Genomic DNA, 16,371 nt, shown 5'->3' on the forward strand with positions numbered 1-16,371 from the left:
GTTTTTCTTATTTTTCAATAACGCTCATATTTAAATTATAAGCTTTCTCAATATTTAACTTGTACGTGCCATTTCCAGTTTTAATCGAATTTTTATACCAATGTTCTTGGTTGTTTAATTCTGGATGCCCTTCTGAAGAAGTATTTTCTTTTTTCGTTAAATCTTCTACTTGTTCCCAAGGTGTGCTTGCGTGTGTTTCTTTTTGATTCGTTACTGCTGTTAAAGATACATCACTCTCTTTTGCAAGATGGACAGACACTCTTGAGCTTTCTTGTACAAACCAATTATTTTGTAATTGACCTGGATAAAGAGATAGTTCGTTATTTGAAGCACGGATTTCCACATTTTTATTTTGCGGAAGAACAAGCGTTGGTTTCACCTGTGGTGCTGAATTAAATAACGTATGCTGAACAGGTAATGATTTTAAAGTGATGTACATCGTTTCTCCAGCCGTTTGAACTGAAAGGAAATCATCTCGTTTTAAATTGAGTTTTTCAGTTGCTTTCGTCGTCATTTCATAAGTTCCCAAAAGATGAATTTGATTTGTATTATTTCCCTCTATCGTTAGAGGCTGATGTCCTGCATCTACTACGATTTTTTTGATAGATTCAGGTATATCAAATTGTCCGTCTGGAATATTACTCGTTTGCCTCGTTGTGTTAATAGAGTGACGAACTTCTTCTAGTAATCCAGTTGATAATAAACAGTAAAAAGCAATTCCGACGCTTCCTAAAACGCCGATAAAGAAAATACTAAAAATATCATATTTAATAAATGATTGTTCCTTCTTAGAAAATAGAAGGTATAGTAAAACTTCGGCTCCAAGTATGATAAGTAAAACTGGCCACCATGCAGTTAGTGTATCTAATACTTGAATTCCTTTTACGACTGAAAATAGTAAAAAGCATCCTAACGATATAATAGAAAGCCCCATTGAGAATGTTCCAACACGCCAAGTCCTCATTCGTTTGTCCCACCTTTGTTTTCTTTATTTCCAAGTAACAATTTAAAGCCGCCGCCAATTAAAAGGAGCGCAACGATAGATGTTTGGAAATAGCGATAATATAGTTCACTAAGATGAATATTAAATATAGTTACAAAATAATCATTCAAAATAGGAAGGACTGTTTGATTTAATAAATAATAACCACCGAGTGTAATTAATCCGATACCGATCCATCTTTGATGATTTATAAAATAATCGATAATGGGTTCGTCTTGAACTCGTTCTTTTCCGTATTTTGCTGTTTGCTGTAACGCATCAAAAAAGCTATAGAACCAAATGATTGGTACTAAAAATAAAAATGCAGAAAGTCGTAATAAATCGAGTAAATAAATAGATAGTAAAAAGGCTGCCATAAGCTGAAGACCACGGCGTTGTAAGCCTAAATACATATGACCTGCTCCAGGGAACATTGCTAAAATAGAAGCAAATGTTTTACTTTTCTTTCCTTGCTCTCGATGTTCTTCAAAATCTTCGAAAATAGTACGGTCAATTAATTGCTCGTCGCGTTCTTTTTTCTGTAGTTGCTGAACAACGTCAAAGAAATTATAAATCCATAAAACAGGTAACGTAATAAGAAAGATAAGGAAACTTCCTTGAGATGTTAATAATGTTACAAATATAATCATGCTGCCTAAGCCAGCGCAAGCGACTAAAAACGTAAGACCGCGTTGCATAAGTCCTAATTGGAAATGGCCAAGTCCAGGGATGATGGATAGGAGAATGATATAAAATCGTTCGCTCTCTTTAGAGGAATTTATCAATTCTCCAGCTTCTTGTTTTTTCGTTTGTTTTATAATGGTGATAACTAAATCTAGTAAGTTAATTACCCATAGAACAGCTAGTAAAAATAGAGAAAGAAAAGCAATATCACGTCCTCTTACTACTATGGTACAAAATACTGCAAAGGAGAATAGAAATAAAGATCCTCCGCTATATAGAATAAACCGTCCTAGCTTTTTTAAGTATAAATGTCCAAGCCCAGGAATTAGCCCTAATACAAGTGCTAAAAAGGGGTTTTTATTCATGCTTTAAACCTCCGTCCTTTTTTGATGTATCTACCGATTTGTTTACAATTTGTTGTGAGATAGAAGACTCGTTATGTTTTGAAGATTTCTCGAAATTTGATGTCGCTGTAAAAATATATTGGAATAAACCACTTACCATAAAAATAATTGTAGCTGCAGTCGCAATTATGTAGTGAATAATTGTGCGTTTTAGTGAGTTTGTTTTTATATTTTCATTAGGTTGTAGCGTTTCAAAATTAATTTGCGTCATAACTTCGTTCGTAAATGAATCATCATTTATCATTGGAAGGTTTTCATGTTGTTCATCAATACTTTCCATATAAACTGCTAAACAATGATCACATTCATAAAGGTGTTCTTCCATAGATTCACGTTCATTGTTTTCTATAAAATCTAATGTATAATTGCGCCAATCTTCTTTTGAATAATGCATCATAGAAACTCTTCCTCCTTCCAATGTTTTTTTATCCATTTTCTTGCCCGATACAGTTTCATTTCTACTGTTTTCACTTCGATGTTTTCTTGGAAAGCAATTTCTTGATAGCTTTTTTCCTCTAAGTAATGCGCGAGAACAACGTCACGGTAATTTTCCGGAAGTTCTCTCAGTTTTTGAGCAATAAGTAATTTTTGCTCTTTCGTCAATAGTAAAGCTTCAATGTTATGAGAGGATTTTATATTTTCCTCTGTTTCTTTACATAAGGAGAGTTCTTCGTGTTCTCTAGCTTTCTTTCTCTTATAATCAATAGCGTGATTGGTGGCAATACGTGCCATCCACGTTTTTAATCCGCGAAATTGATAATTTGGGAGAGAGGTATGAATTTTTACGAATACTTCTTGTGTAACATCTTTAGCATCTTCTTCATGTCTTAAAATAGAAAAGATAACTTGAAAAATATAATGACGATATGTTTGTACAAGGATACGAAAAGCATGCTCGCTTCCTTGCTGTGCTTTTTCAATTAATTGTTTTTCCTCAATCGGTCTCTCCCTCCTTTTTGACGCATTCTATTATATAGACGTAAAGAATGATAAGTCACCCTACACATTTTATAAAAAAAGAATAATATATTTTTTTCAGGAGAGCTAGATGAAAAAAGGTGTGAAAAAATGGTAAAGAGAAGTATATAATGAGCAAGTAGGAAATGTTACGGGAAGAAAGGATGTGAATGTTAGTAGGGGATGGTCCATACTAACAAACATGAAAATTAAAATATTAATAGCAGATGATAACTCTTTTATTAGAGAAGGCATGAAAATTATTTTAAATACATATGAAGAGTTTGAAGTTGTAGATACAGTAAATGATGGAAAAGAAGCAGTGGAGTATTGCAAAAAGAACGATGTTGATATCGCTCTATTAGATGTTCGCATGCCAAATATGAACGGGGTAGAGGCGACGAAATTCATTTGTGAAGAGACGAAAACAAAACCGCTTATTTTAACGACGTTTGATGATGATGAATATATTTTGGATGCAGTAAAAAACGGAGCGAAAGGTTATTTATTAAAAAATAACGATCCGGAGCGGATTCGTGATGCGATAAAAGGAGTATATAACGGTCAAACTGTTATGCAAGATGTTGTCCTCGATAAAATTAAGTCTAATTTAATGGAAAGTAAAGAGGAAGAATGTAAAATTGATAAGAGCCTTTTCACAGAAAGGGAGCTTAGTATTATCGCATTAATTGCAAAAGGTTTCTCAAATAAAGAAATTTCGAAGCAGCTTTTTATATCTGAAGGAACAATCGCAAATTATATTACATCAGTTTTAGGGAAAACTGGACTTGAACATCGCACACAAATTGCGATTTATTACTTAACAGGGAAAGTAGATTAATGATATGGAATTTTGGTTAACTGTAAGTAAATTAATTGTCTTTTTATATATTGTGTTTAGTTATATTTACGCAAATGTAGCAAATTTATCGTGGGTTATATTTACTTTACTTATTTACCTCTCTGTAAACGTAATGATTTCTATATTTAAAAAAGATACGTATAAAAAAATATTAATCTGTATGTCAATTGGTGTAGTTATGTTATTTACATGGAGGGTTCATCCATTTTTTATTTTGTTTTTACCTTTGAATTTATACGAAATTACATTCTATTACATAGAAAAGAATTGGCTACGCTTTGTCATTATGATGCTCCCAATTACGATTGCAGATGAAAGTATTCGAATGACTTATGGATTAATTGTTGCATTTACTTTTCTCGTTTTAACTATGGCAGATCGATATATATCACGTGTAGTAAAGCTTGAATCGCAAAATGATAAGATGCGAAAAGATATGCAACGACTTACGAAAAGCTTACATGAAAATAAAGAGTACATAAGACAATCAGAATACACGTTTAAGTTAGAAGAAAGAAATCGGTTATCACAAGAAATTCATGATAAAATTGGCCACTCGATGACGGGTGCATTAATTCAAATGGAAGCAGCAAAAAGGTTAATGGAAATAGATAAAGAAAAATCTGCGGAGTTATTACAAAATGCAATTCACATTTCAAAAGATGGAATTGAAAGTATTCGCATTACATTAAAAAATATGAAGCCACCAACTGAGCAAATTGGCATTCATCGTATGAAATTATTCATAGAGGAATTTGCCGGTAAGAATGATGTGAATATTCCTTTCGTGTACAAAGGGAATTTAGATATGATTTCTCCCATTCAGTGGAAAATTATCGGTGAGAATGTTACAGAAGCACTAACAAATGCAATGAAATATGCTGATGCGACAGTCATTTCTATAGATATTCATGTACTTAACAAGATGGTAAAGGTACAAGTGAAGGATAACGGAAAAGGGGTAGCTCTTGTTAAAAAAGGTCTCGGTATTATGGGGATGGAGGAGCGAACGGCGTCTGTAAACGGAAAAATTATTGTAGATGGGACAAGTGGTTTTTCAGTAACGATGTTATTGCCAATATAAAGAGAATGGTACGAGGATGAACCATCTCATATGAAAAAAGTGAATATTCTCATGTGAAAAGAATGAACTTCTGCACTGAGCAGGTTCATTCTTTTTGTTTATACTAAAAGCAGAGAAACCGAAATAGGGGTGAAAATGATGAATACATTAGAAATTAAAAATTTAACGAAAAAATTTGGTGATTTCATCGCAGTTGATAATATGTCTTTATCTATTAAAGAAGGAGAAATATTTGGCTTTTTAGGATCAAATGGTGCTGGTAAGAGTACAACGATAAATATGATTGCTGGTTTGTTAAGAAGTAATGAAGGTGAAATTAGCATACTAGGAAAAAATATAAAGAAACATAATCGATTTGCGAAAATGAACATCGGCATTGTTCCGCAAGATATTGCGATTTATGAAGAGTTAACTGCCTATGAAAATGTGAAATTCTTTGCTGGATTGTACGGATTACGAGGAGCCGAATTAAAAGCTAGGGTAGAGGAAGCTCTTCAATTTGTAGGACTTAGTGATAAACAGAAAAGCTATCCGAAGTACTTTTCTGGTGGGATGAAGCGAAGACTGAATATCGCTTGTGCAATTGCTCATAGACCGAAGTTAATTATTATGGATGAGCCGACAGTTGGAATTGATCCGCAGTCAAGAAACTACATTTTGCAGTCAGTACGTAAATTGAATGAAATGGGAAGTACAATTATTTATACGAGTCACTACATGGAAGAGGTAGAAGAGATTTGTACGAAAATAGCAATAGTAGATCACGGTAAAGTAATTGCAGAAGGAACGAAAGAACAGTTAAAAGCGATTATTACTGATACGAAAGATATTTGGATTGAAGTGAAGTCAGTAGAAAATTTAGATGTAGAAAAGTTAAAAGAGATCAACGGTGTGAAAGCAGTTCAAATTGAAGAAAACGTAATTAAAGTGAATTCTGATGCGGGATTAAATAATTTAAATAAAATCATTCAACACTGTATCAATCATGATATTGAAATTCGTTCATTAGAGGAGCAGGCTCCCAACTTAGAAACAGTATTCCTTACATTGACGGGAAGAAACTTACGAGATAAATAAAAAGTAAATGAAGAAAAGGTAAAGGGAGGTTCATTAATTGAACATCTTCAATATTGCAATTATGCATATTAAAAGAGATTTCAGAGACGTAAGAACTTTAGTTTTTATGTTAGCATTTCCGATTGTGCTTATGCTTGTGTTAGGAACAGCGTTAACCAACGCATTTAATAGTGATAGTCATTCGATTAAAGATATACAAGTGCTATATAAAGATGAAGCGAGTAGCACGTTTTCTCAATCATTTGAAGCATTTACGAAAGAAGTGGATAAATCAGGTATTCATTTTAAAAAAGCTTCCGGCAGTATAGATGGGAAAGAAGAAGTGAAGCAAAATAAATATGCCGCTTATGTAGAGTTAAATAAAGATGGTGCAAAATTTTATGGAAGTGACAAAAGTAGTATTGAGGGAAGTATTGTGGAAGGAATGCTTACAACATTTGTTGATAAGTACAATGTAGCGGTCGAAGTTGCAAAAGTAGATCCTACTAAGGTTAGTACGGTTATTTCAAACGGAAATCATAATGATTATATAAAAGAAACATCTTTACAAGCTGCGAAAAAACCAGGTTCTATGGATTACTATGCGGTTGTAATGACAACGATGATTGCACTATATGCTGCGATGGGAGCGAGTTCTTTAATTCGAGGAGAACGAATACGTAAAACAGGAGATCGTCTCATTGCTGCACCTATAAGTAAAGCTGAAATATTCATTGGAAAAGTACTTGGTAGCATAGTAGCGAATGCCCTGTGCATATTACTCGTCATGTTATTTAGTAAATTTGTTTTTCAAGCGAATTGGGGCGACCATCTTGGAATCATATTTCTTATTTTATTAACACAAGTCTTTCTAGCAATTAGCTTCGGTTTAGGAATCGGATATATTACGAAAACAGCTGAAGCGTCTAGGGCAATTATTATGGTTGTTGTGCAATTAGCTTCTATTTTTGGAGGTGCATATTTCGTAGTAGAAGAAAATTTCGTTACGAACTTATCGCCATTAACTTGGGCAAATACAGCTGTTATGAAAATTATTTATGCAAATGATGTAGGGGCAGCACTACCAGTCATTTCTTTAAATATTGGAATTTCAGCACTCTTTTTATTAATTGCAATTATTGCATTACGTAGACGGGAGGGGCTATAGTATGAAGGATATTTTATGGCTCATACAAAAAACGTTATCTGTGCTTTTGAAAAATAAAAAAAGTTTACTCATTATAATTAGCTTGCCGATAATAGGGACGCTCATTTCCTTCTCGATATACGGAAATGCAGGGCAAGGAACGTTAAATATCGGGATTGTAAATAAAGAAAATGAGCCGATAGCAAATGATACGATAAAGTTTTTAGAAGGATTAAATCATGTGAATGTGAGTAAGGTTGAGGAGTCTGAAGTAGAAGATAAACTCACTTCCAAAAAACTTGATGGAGTTATTACGTTAGATTCTGGTTTTTCAAAAAGTGTTCGAGAAGGGAAACCAGAGCATATTGAAATTTCATCGATTAAAGGTGATCAAGTAACAGGATTTATAAAATCATATTTATATAATTATATTGATAATATAGCAGCTATTAGTAAAGTAGCAGGAACAGATCAAAGTACATTCGACAATATGTACGCAGGGTATCAAAAAAGTTCATTTAAAATGAAAACTGAGACGCTAGAAGATACTTCGAAAAATAAAGATATGACAAATCAAACGATGGGTTACCTTATTATGTTTATGCTGTTTTCAGCAGCGAACTTATCAGGTCATATTTTAAAAGAAAAAGAGAATAGAACGTACTTTAGACTATTATCAACGCCGATAGATGGGAAGAAGTTCATATTATCTAATGTCGGGGTAAATATGATAATACTAACAGTACAAATTTTGATTACAATCCTATTCCTAACGAATGTTTTTCATACGAATATCAATATGCCTTTTATAGTGATGATGGGCGTACTAATGCTATTTGCATTAATCGCAATTGGAATATCATTAGTCCTTGTAGCTTTTTCGAAAAACTCAGCATCGGCAAATGCGATGCAAAACATGGTCATTGTACCAACATGCTTACTAGCGGGTTGTTATTTCCCATATGACATTATGCCAAGTGCAGTACAAAAAGTAGCTAATTTTCTTCCGCAGCGCTGGTTGTTAGACACAGTATCGAAACTACAACAAGGAATACCATTCTCGGAGTTATATTTAAACATTTTAATTTTATTCGCTTTCGCAATTGCATTCTTCTTAATTGCTATTTATAAGTTTGGAAGAAATAATGATGCGAGAAATTTTGTTTAATGTGAAAAGGTGTGGCTTAATGCCATACCTTTTTTTGGAATTTAGAGTATCTTTTGTAGTATAGGAATGCTTTTGTAGAGCACTTCGTTATGTGAAGCATGCACAACATATTTATTTCCCTCTAGAAGAAAAACGCTATGTAGAACAGCGTTACCGTCACCATGTTTTGTAAGTAAATCACCGACGACTTTGCCGTCTGTCCATTTCAGTTTGGAATGTGAAGGGACGACTTGTAAATATTGAATTGTTTCCTCTCCATCTCCGGCAATGAGTGTCGTTTCAATATTTCTTTTTTGTATAATAAATCTATTCTCATTTAATGTATCGAGGAAAGGGTTTTTCGTTTTCATCTTACTATAAGGAAGAAATGTAATAGAAGAGCCAGATCTTATAAATAAATAATTTCCGTAATCTTTACAAGGAATAACATCTTGTAATCCTGGAAAGTAAATGTGTATCGCCTCAACTTTATTCATTTTATGTAAGATGCTTAAGTAACAAATATATTGTTCCATATAAAAATGAACGATATTTATTTTAGAAGAGGCATGGATAGGGAGACTACCTCCAGTCCAATAACTATAATTTGGTGGAGATCCAGCGTTTGGTGTGCAGAGTATTATAAGTTGATTCACATCATTTTTATATGTTGCACTTTGAACGTAAGAACGTCCAAGAAGACCGCCCATACTATGACAAATTAGATTTAGTTTATCGCAACCTGTAATCTTTTTAGCATAAGCAATCGTTTGTAATAAATATTTTTGTGTAGAAAAAACAATACGTTGCCGCCAGTCATAAAAACAGATGAACAAGTCTTTATTTCGTTCGTACCCCATACTTTCTAGCATCATGATGAATGGTTCGTAAACAAATGCAGATAGTCCAAAACTCCAATTACCAGTGCCGGGAATAATAATAGTGCTCATTGAACCGAAAAGACCTGGGATAAAAACAATAGGAGTTTTTCCTCTTCTCATATTTCTCTCTCCTTTAATCGTTTAGCATCAACAAAAATGAGAAATACATGTCGTATGAAAACATAATTAAATGAAACACTACGGAGTAGAAAGTAATTTGATCGGAAGGAAATCAAAATGATTAAAAAAATATTGCGAGTTACTTCTATTGTTGTTGCTATTTTCGTTTTTATTTTAATTTGGATGCATATTGACGTTACACTCGGAAGAAAAATGGAAGCTGGGAAAAACATGCCGACAGAGTATGCGCCTCATTATAGTGACTTTCAATTATATGTAGAAGGAAAATCATTATATGAGCAGCTATTTGAAGATGTTAAAAAAGCGAAAAGCTCCATCTACACTTATTTTTTCATTTTGTCGGATGATAAAAGTAGCCATACTTTTTTAAACTTATTAAAAGAGAAGGCAAAAGAAGGGGTAAACGTCTATTTATCAGTTGATCGCATTAATGATTTATCATTTGAAAGAAAGGTGATAAATGAATTGCGGGAAAGTGGTGTACATTTTACATATAGTAGAAAACCTACATTACCATTCGGATTTTATTCACTTCACCATCGTAATCATCGCCGTATTACGACGATTGATGGAGAAATTGGCTATACAGGCGGATTTAATATAGGAGATGAGTACTTAGGGAAAGATAAGCGATTTGGATATTGGCGTGATTATCATGTGCGGCTTAAAGGAGAAGGAGCAAAAGATTTAGAACAGCAATTCGCTTTAGATTGGAAACGAGATACGAAAGAAGAGATAAAGAGGAGTACGAATAAAGCTAGTAAAGGGAATACATTACATACTATGACTAGTTACAATGGGCATTACGTCGCTGAAACATATATACAGTTAATAAAGCAAGCGAAGCATTCAATCGTCATTACAACACCTTATTTTATAGCGAAAAATAAAAAATTAATGAATGCTTTAATTGAAGCGCAAAAACGTGGTGTTACAGTAAAAATACTTTGGTCATATAAACCAGATCTACCTCTTATAAAAGAAGCGGCGTATCCGTATATACGTCAAGCTGTTAATAATGGGATTACTGTATATGGGTATAAAAAAGGAATGTTCCATGGCAAATTAATGCTGATTGATAATGAGTTAACTGTTATAGGTACAACAAACTTTACTGCCCGTAGCTTCTATATAAATGATGAAATGAATTTTTATATTTATGGTGGTCCTATTGTAGGACAAGTTAATAAGGTGTTAACAGAGGATTTTCATGATTCGAAAGAAATGAAGAAAGAGTTTTTTGAGAAGTTATCTTTTTGGGAGCGTTGTAAGGAGAAAGTGGCGGGATTGGTTGACTTTTATTTGTGATGATGAATTAGGAAAGGGTGCCTACAAAAGGCACCCTTTTTGGTGGGAAATTATTATTTTTCATGCACCAGCATCGTAACATCATCATTGATCAACGTCCCCACATGTTCGCCTAAACATATTTTCTTCATGACACCAGGCTCATCAAAGTTAAAGACGTGTGCTGGTAAATTGTAGTCCCGGGCAAGCAGTAATGCCGCTTGATCCATGACTTGTATATTTTGTCTAACGACATCATTATAGTTTAGTTTGCTGTACATTTTTGCTGATTTATTATGCTTTGGATCACTTGTAAAGACGCCATCGACCCCTTGTTTTGCGACTAATATGGCATCACTATTCATCTCGATGGCTCTTTGTACACTTGGATAATCTGTTGTCACGAACGGTTGGCCGTTTCCGCCTCCAAAGATAACGATATAACCGTTATCTAAATGGTGGACTGCACGCAAGCGAATGTATGGTTCAGCTACTGCATTAAATGGAATGGAAGTCATAACGCGTACTTCTCTATTTGTTTTACTTGTTAAAACACCGCGAAGCATTAAGCTGTTAATGATTGTACCTAGTGTACCGATATTATCAGCTTCTACGCGATCGATTCCCCATTCTTCAGCTAGATGCCCCCTAAAAATGTTACCGCCACCGATGACGATGGATACTTCGATACCTAAATCAACAATGGATAAAATTTCGTTTGCGATATGTTCTAATCGTTTGGAGTTAAAGCTATTTCCAGTTTGATCGGCAAGTGCACCGCCGCTTAATTTAATTAAGACGCGTTTATATGGTCTCATAACAATTCCCCCTATATAGATCGCAATAAAAAAGGAACAAAGGCGAATGCCTTTGTTCCTTTTTAAGAAAATGAAAAAGAAAAGAAGAAGATAGAACGAATTGCTTTGTATAGTTTTTCATAACATCCACTCCTTTTCATTTTGATTTGTTTTAAGTGTATATCTTTTTGATTATACTAAACAATCTGATTACTTATCAAGTTTATTTTATCGTTTTTTAACAAAATGGTGTCAATGAAAAAAAGAAGAAAAATATTTGAATTTTTTGTGACGAACTTGTAGGTTTTTGTATGATTTTGTAGGTTCGCTTATAAGATGTGTGAGTAGCTTTTATAAATTCAAATTGAAAGCGTTCGCATGAAGGGGATGAACATAAATGAAAAAATTCGGATTGGCAACACAAATTTTTGTCGCGCTTGTTTTAGGGATTGTAGTAGGGGCAGTCTTTTATGGCAATAAAACGGCGATTTCTTATATCACACCAATTGGGGATATATTTATTCACTTAATTAAGATGATTGTAGTACCAATTGTTATTTCAGCATTAATTGTTGCAGTAGCTGGTGTAGGAGATATGAAAAAGCTTGGGAAACTGGGCGGTAAGACAATTCTTTATTTCGAAATTATTACGACGATTGCTATTTTAATGGGATTACTTGCAGCGAATATATTCCAACCAGGTACTGGTGTTGATATGAGTAATTTACAGCAAAGTGATATTTCTTCTTATAAACAAACTGCAGATGCAACAGAGAAGAAAGGTTTTGCTGAGACAATTGTTCACATTGTACCGAAAAACGTATTTGAATCGATTGCACAAGGTGACCTATTACCGATTATATTCTTCTCAGTATTATTCGGCTTAGGAGTTGCGGCAATTGGAGAAAAAGGAAAGCCTGTTTTTAACTTTTTTGAAGGCGTACTCGAAGCCATGTTTTGGGTTACAAATCAAGTTATGAAATTTGCACCATTTGGTGTATTCGCATTAATTGCCGTTACGGTTGCAAAATTTGGTGTAGCGACATTACTTCCGCTAGGAAAACTAGTGCTAGCTGTATACGTAACTGTTATACTATTCGTTGTGATTGTATTAGGTATTAATGCACGAATGGTTGGAGTAAACATTTTTACATTAATGAAAATTTTAAAAGAAGAATTGATTCTTTCGTTTACGACAGCAAGTTCAGAAGCTGTTTTACCTAATATAATGAGAAAAATGGAAGAGTTCGGTTGTCCAAAGGCAGTTGCCTCTTTCGTAATTCCGACAGGTTATACATTTAACTTGACTGGATCGGCTATTTATCAAGCGTTAGCGGCATTGTTTGTTGCACAAATGTACGGTGTGCACATGTCACTAACGGAGCAAATAACGTTATTATTCGTTCTCATGTTAACATCCAAAGGTATGGCGGGAGTTCCAGGTGCATCGTTCGTTGTTGTATTAGCAACGTTAGGTTCGATGGGGCTACCACTAGAAGGTATCGCGTTAATTGCGGGAATTGACCGCATTTTAGATATGATTCGCTCATCTGTCAATGTATTAGGAAATGCATTAGCGGCCATTGTTATGTCGAAGTGGGAAGGCGAATTCGATAATGAGAAAGCAAAACAATATGTAGAAACAGTCAAAGAAACAAAAGCAGCATAAGAAATCGTTAAGGAGTGAATAATCATGGCAACATTAACTGAAGTTAAAAATGGTGTTCGAATTGAAAAAGATTTTTTAGGTGAAAAAGAAGTACCAAACTATGCATACTACGGCGTACAAACAATGCGTGCAGTTGAAAACTTCCCAATTACAGGATACAAAATCCATGAAGGCTTAATTAGAGCGTTCGCAATTGTAAAAAAAGCAGCAGCGCTTGCTAATACAGATGTAGGAAGATTGGAATTGAACAAGGGTGGCGCGATCGCAGAAGCTGCTCAAGAAATTCTTGATGGAAAATGGCACGATCATTTCATCGTAGATCCAATTCAGGGCGGAGCAGGTACTTCAATGAACATGAATGCAAATGAAGTGATTGCCAATCGTGCTCTTGAATTATTAGGAATGGAAAAGGGAGACTATCACTATATTAGTCCAAATAGTCATGTAAATATGGCGCAATCAACAAATGATGCATTCCCAACGGCGATTCATATCGCAACGTTAAATGCATTAGAAGGCTTATTACAAACGATGGGTTATATGCATGATGTATTTGAATTAAAAGCAGAACAGTTTGACCATGTTATTAAAATGGGTCGTACACATTTACAAGATGCGGTGCCAATCCGTCTTGGACAAGAGTTTAAAGCATACTCTCGCGTACTTGAACGTGATATGAAACGAATTCAACAATCGCGTCAACATTTATATGAAGTAAATATGGGGGCAACTGCAGTTGGTACAGGCTTAAATGCAGATCCAGAATACATTGAAGCAGTTGTAAAACATTTAGCTGCAATCAGTGAATTACCGCTTGTTGGTGCAGAAGATTTAGTAGATGCGACGCAAAATACGGATGCTTATACTGAAGTATCTGCAGCACTTAAAGTATGTATGATGAATATGTCTAAAATTGCGAATGACCTTCGCTTAATGGCATCAGGTCCACGTGTTGGTTTAGCGGAAATTATGTTACCAGCTCGTCAACCAGGTTCTTCTATTATGCCAGGGAAAGTAAACCCTGTTATGCCAGAAGTTATTAATCAAATTGCGTTCCAAGTAATTGGTAATGACCATACAATTTGCCTTGCTTCAGAAGCAGGACAATTAGAATTAAACGTTATGGAACCAGTACTTGTTTTCAACTTACTGCAATCAATTAGCATTATGAATAACGGTTTCCGTGCCTTTACAGATAATTGCTTAAAAGGAATTGAAGCGAATGAAGATCGCTTAAAAGAGTATGTTGAGAAAAGTGTAGGAATTATTACAGCCGTGAACCCTCATATCGGTTATGAAGCTGCAGCTCGCGTTGCGAAAGAAGCAATCGCGACAGGGCAATCCGTTCGAGAACTTTGTGTGAAAAATGGTGTACTGTCACAAGAAGACTTAGAGTTAATTCTAGATCCATTCGAAATGACACATCCAGGGATTGCAGGAGCAACTCTTTTAAAGAAAAATTAAAAGAAGAGGGGGGACAAGCCCCTCTTTTTTGTTTACAATATAGAAATGCTATATATGAATAGAGGTAGGGATGTTATGAGCAAGTTTACAGTAGCTTCTAATGGTGCATTAGAAACAACATTAAGAGGAGCAGAAGTATTATCAACACCACTTTTAAATAAAGGGGTAGCTTTCACACAAAACGAAAGAGAAGAGTTAGGTTTAAAAGGGTTATTACCGCCAGCGGTTTTAACGTTAGAAGAACAGGCACGCCGAGCATACGAACAATTTAGTTCTCAGCCGGATGATTTATTAAAGAATGTATACTTAACTGCGTTACATGATCGAAATGAAGTATTATTTTATCGTATATTAACAGATCATTTACGTGAAATGTTACCGATTGTATATACACCAACTGTCGGTGTAGCAATTCAAAGATATAGTCATGAATATCGTAAACCACGTGGTGTTTATTTATCGATTAACGATCCATCAGGTATTGAAGAAGCATTCACCAATATTGGTGCAACAGCTGAGAACATTGATTTAGTCGTTGTAACAGATGGAGAAGGCATATTAGGAATTGGTGACTGGGGCGTTGGTGGTATTAACATTGCAATCGGAAAATTAGCTGTTTATACGGCCGCAGTTGGAATCGATCCTAGCCGCGTATTACCGGTAATTTTAGATGTAGGTACAAACCGTGAGGAACTATTAAACAATCCATTTTATATTGGAAATCGTCACCCTCGTATAACAGGTGAAGCTTACGATGAATTTATTGATACGTTTGTACAAGCGGTAAATAAACAATTCCCGAAAGCACTTTTACATTGGGAAGACTTTAGCTCTCGTAACGCACGAAAAATTTTAGATAAATACCGTCATGACGTTTGTACGTTTAATGATGATATTCAAGGTACAGGTGCAGTTTCACTTGCGGCAGTATTATCGGCAGTGAAAGCTTCTGGTGTACCATTAAGTGAACACCGCGTTGTTGTATTTGGTGCTGGTACGGCTGGAATCGGTATCGCAGATCAAGTTAGAGATGCGATGGTCCGCGTAGGTGTATCTGAAGAAGAATCATATAAGCGTTTCTGGTGTATTGATCGTAACGGGTTAGTTACAGATAATATGGGAGATCTTCTTGATTTCCAAATTCCGTACGCAAGAAAAGAAGCAGAAGTAAGTGAGTGGAAGCAAAATGATGTGATCGGACTTGCAGAAGTTGTGAAACATGTAAAACCGACAATTTTAATTGGTACATCTACTGTTGCAGGTGCATTTAAAGAAGAGATTATTAAAGAAATGGCTTCTCACGTAGAAAGACCAATCATTTTACCAATGTCGAATCCAACACCGCTTGCTGAAGCAAAACCAGCAGATTTAATCGAGTGGACAGAAGGAAGAGCGTTAGTTGCAACAGGAAGTCCATTTGAACCAGTTACATATAACGGTGTAACGTATGTGATTGGACAATCAAATAATGCACTTATTTTCCCAGGGCTTGGTCTTGGAACAATTGTAGTACGAGCAAGCGTCATGACGGATGGAATGTTCGCAGCGGCTGCTGAAGCAGTTGCAAGTATGGTAGATACAAGTCAGCCAGGAGCACCTATTTTACCAGAGGTCGAAGAATTACGTAATATCTCAGAAATGGTTGCAATTGAAGTAGCGAAAGTTGCAGTTGCAGAAGGTGTTGCAAGAGTGAACTTAAGTGATAACGATATCAAGATGGCAGTGCAAGAAGCAATGTGGAAGCCAGAGTATCGCCAAATAAAAGCGGTAGAAAAGGTTAGAATATAGAAAAAAAGCCCGTTTATAACA

At 35.0% G+C, this 16,371-nt stretch carries 15 protein-coding genes; 9 read left to right on the top strand and 6 right to left on the bottom strand.

The genetic code is table 11. The features are described 5' to 3' along the window. Nucleotides 1-7: 7 nt before the first annotated feature. From exsE to ACTJJY_RS02750, 4 genes are read right to left on the bottom strand one after another with little or no spacing between them, the layout of a single operon-like run. Complete coding sequence (exsE, locus tag ACTJJY_RS02735) at nt 8-964, bottom strand: exosporium protein ExsE (protein WP_440604937.1); 957 nt, start codon at nt 962-964, stop codon at nt 8-10. Continuing rightward, entirely contained in the window at nt 961-2,031 is a 1,071-nt protein-coding gene (locus tag ACTJJY_RS02740) for a hypothetical protein (RefSeq protein ID WP_440604938.1), read from the bottom strand. The genes exsE and ACTJJY_RS02740 overlap by 4 nt, the downstream gene beginning before the upstream one ends. Then, complete coding sequence (locus ACTJJY_RS02745; RefSeq protein ID WP_440604939.1) at nt 2,024-2,467, bottom strand: hypothetical protein; 444 nt, start codon at nt 2,465-2,467, stop codon at nt 2,024-2,026. Before ACTJJY_RS02745 ends, ACTJJY_RS02740 begins: the two co-directional genes overlap by 8 nt. Continuing rightward, nucleotides 2,464-3,009, bottom strand: a complete 546-nt coding sequence (locus tag ACTJJY_RS02750; RefSeq protein ID WP_306236426.1) for an RNA polymerase sigma factor — start codon at nt 3,007-3,009, stop codon at nt 2,464-2,466. The genes ACTJJY_RS02745 and ACTJJY_RS02750 overlap by 4 nt, the downstream gene beginning before the upstream one ends. 220 nt (nt 3,010-3,229) lie before the next feature. On the opposite strand from ACTJJY_RS02750, the gene ACTJJY_RS02755 reads away from it, so the two are divergent. The 5 genes from ACTJJY_RS02755 to ACTJJY_RS02775 all read left to right on the top strand — a co-directional run bounded on the left by ACTJJY_RS02755 (nt 3,230) and on the right by ACTJJY_RS02775 (nt 8,344). Further along, nucleotides 3,230-3,868, top strand: coding sequence for a response regulator transcription factor (locus ACTJJY_RS02755; RefSeq protein WP_000694106.1), 639 nt, complete (start codon nt 3,230-3,232; stop codon nt 3,866-3,868). A 4-nt stretch (nt 3,869-3,872) separates the two neighbouring features. Then, nucleotides 3,873-4,973: a sensor histidine kinase gene (locus tag ACTJJY_RS02760; protein WP_440604940.1), complete on the top strand. Its 1,101-nt coding sequence runs from the start codon at nt 3,873-3,875 to the stop codon at nt 4,971-4,973. A gap of 138 nt (nt 4,974-5,111) precedes the next feature. Beyond that, nucleotides 5,112-6,050 (top strand): ATP-binding cassette domain-containing protein, encoded by a 939-nt coding sequence (locus ACTJJY_RS02765; protein WP_440604941.1) that lies wholly within the window; start codon nt 5,112-5,114, stop codon nt 6,048-6,050. Nucleotides 6,051-6,087: 37 nt separating this feature from the next. Further along, the gene (locus tag ACTJJY_RS02770; protein ID WP_440604942.1) at nt 6,088-7,197 is read left to right on the top strand and encodes an ABC transporter permease; all 1,110 of its coding nucleotides are present in this window, start codon (nt 6,088-6,090) and stop codon (nt 7,195-7,197) included. Between the two features lies 1 nt (nt 7,198). Next, nucleotides 7,199-8,344: an ABC transporter permease gene (locus tag ACTJJY_RS02775; protein WP_440604943.1), complete on the top strand. Its 1,146-nt coding sequence runs from the start codon at nt 7,199-7,201 to the stop codon at nt 8,342-8,344. A gap of 41 nt (nt 8,345-8,385) precedes the next feature. Here the strand turns inward: ACTJJY_RS02775 and ACTJJY_RS02780 are convergent, their stop codons facing one another. Continuing rightward, complete coding sequence (locus ACTJJY_RS02780; protein WP_440604944.1) at nt 8,386-9,324, bottom strand: esterase/lipase family protein; 939 nt, start codon at nt 9,322-9,324, stop codon at nt 8,386-8,388. Nucleotides 9,325-9,441: 117 nt separating this feature from the next. On the opposite strand from ACTJJY_RS02780, the gene cls reads away from it, so the two are divergent. Beyond that, nucleotides 9,442-10,653, top strand: a complete 1,212-nt coding sequence (gene cls, locus ACTJJY_RS02785) for a cardiolipin synthase (protein ID WP_440604945.1) — start codon at nt 9,442-9,444, stop codon at nt 10,651-10,653. Nucleotides 10,654-10,706: 53 nt separating this feature from the next. On the opposite strand, the gene pyrH is transcribed toward cls, so the two are convergent. Continuing rightward, nucleotides 10,707-11,450, bottom strand: coding sequence for a UMP kinase (gene pyrH / locus ACTJJY_RS02790; RefSeq protein WP_001248059.1), 744 nt, complete (start codon nt 11,448-11,450; stop codon nt 10,707-10,709). Nucleotides 11,451-11,826: 376 nt separating this feature from the next. Here pyrH and ACTJJY_RS02795 point away from each other — a divergent pair, with 376 nt between their 5' ends. The 3 genes from ACTJJY_RS02795 (at nt 11,827) to malS (ending at nt 16,350) form a co-directional block, all read left to right on the top strand. Further along, the gene (locus ACTJJY_RS02795; protein ID WP_000713293.1) at nt 11,827-13,098 is read left to right on the top strand and encodes a cation:dicarboxylate symporter family transporter; all 1,272 of its coding nucleotides are present in this window, start codon (nt 11,827-11,829) and stop codon (nt 13,096-13,098) included. Nucleotides 13,099-13,122: 24 nt separating this feature from the next. Next, nucleotides 13,123-14,562, top strand: a complete 1,440-nt coding sequence (aspA, locus tag ACTJJY_RS02800; protein ID WP_000224194.1) for an aspartate ammonia-lyase — start codon at nt 13,123-13,125, stop codon at nt 14,560-14,562. A gap of 75 nt (nt 14,563-14,637) precedes the next feature. Continuing rightward, nucleotides 14,638-16,350: an oxaloacetate-decarboxylating malate dehydrogenase gene (gene malS, locus ACTJJY_RS02805; RefSeq protein ID WP_440604946.1), complete on the top strand. Its 1,713-nt coding sequence runs from the start codon at nt 14,638-14,640 to the stop codon at nt 16,348-16,350. Nucleotides 16,351-16,371: the final 21 nt, after the last annotated feature.

It is taken from the genome of Bacillus sp. 22475 (genome assembly GCF_052044835.1).
Classification (GTDB): Bacteria; Bacillota; Bacilli; order Bacillales; family Bacillaceae_G; genus Bacillus_A; species Bacillus_A cereus.

Excerpts from the sequence above, each read along its gene's own strand:
- exsE (WP_440604937.1), bottom strand. The coding sequence starts at position 964 with ATGAGGACTTGGCGTGTTGGAACATTCTCAATGGGGCTTTCTATTATA.
- ACTJJY_RS02740 (WP_440604938.1), bottom strand. The coding sequence starts at position 2,031 with ATGAATAAAAACCCCTTTTTAGCACTTGTATTAGGGCTAATTCCTGGG.
- ACTJJY_RS02745 (WP_440604939.1), bottom strand. The coding sequence starts at position 2,467 with ATGATGCATTATTCAAAAGAAGATTGGCGCAATTATACATTAGATTTT.
- ACTJJY_RS02755 (WP_000694106.1), top strand. The coding sequence starts at position 3,230 with ATGAAAATTAAAATATTAATAGCAGATGATAACTCTTTTATTAGAGAA.
- ACTJJY_RS02760 (WP_440604940.1), top strand. The coding sequence starts at position 3,873 with ATGGAATTTTGGTTAACTGTAAGTAAATTAATTGTCTTTTTATATATT.
- ACTJJY_RS02765 (WP_440604941.1), top strand. The coding sequence starts at position 5,112 with ATGAATACATTAGAAATTAAAAATTTAACGAAAAAATTTGGTGATTTC.
- ACTJJY_RS02775 (WP_440604943.1), top strand. The coding sequence starts at position 7,199 with ATGAAGGATATTTTATGGCTCATACAAAAAACGTTATCTGTGCTTTTG.
- ACTJJY_RS02780 (WP_440604944.1), bottom strand. The coding sequence starts at position 9,324 with ATGAGAAGAGGAAAAACTCCTATTGTTTTTATCCCAGGTCTTTTCGGT.
- cls (WP_440604945.1), top strand. The coding sequence starts at position 9,442 with ATGATTAAAAAAATATTGCGAGTTACTTCTATTGTTGTTGCTATTTTC.
- pyrH (WP_001248059.1), bottom strand. The coding sequence starts at position 11,450 with ATGAGACCATATAAACGCGTCTTAATTAAATTAAGCGGCGGTGCACTT.
- ACTJJY_RS02795 (WP_000713293.1), top strand. The coding sequence starts at position 11,827 with ATGAAAAAATTCGGATTGGCAACACAAATTTTTGTCGCGCTTGTTTTA.
- aspA (WP_000224194.1), top strand. The coding sequence starts at position 13,123 with ATGGCAACATTAACTGAAGTTAAAAATGGTGTTCGAATTGAAAAAGAT.
- malS (WP_440604946.1), top strand. The coding sequence starts at position 14,638 with ATGAGCAAGTTTACAGTAGCTTCTAATGGTGCATTAGAAACAACATTA.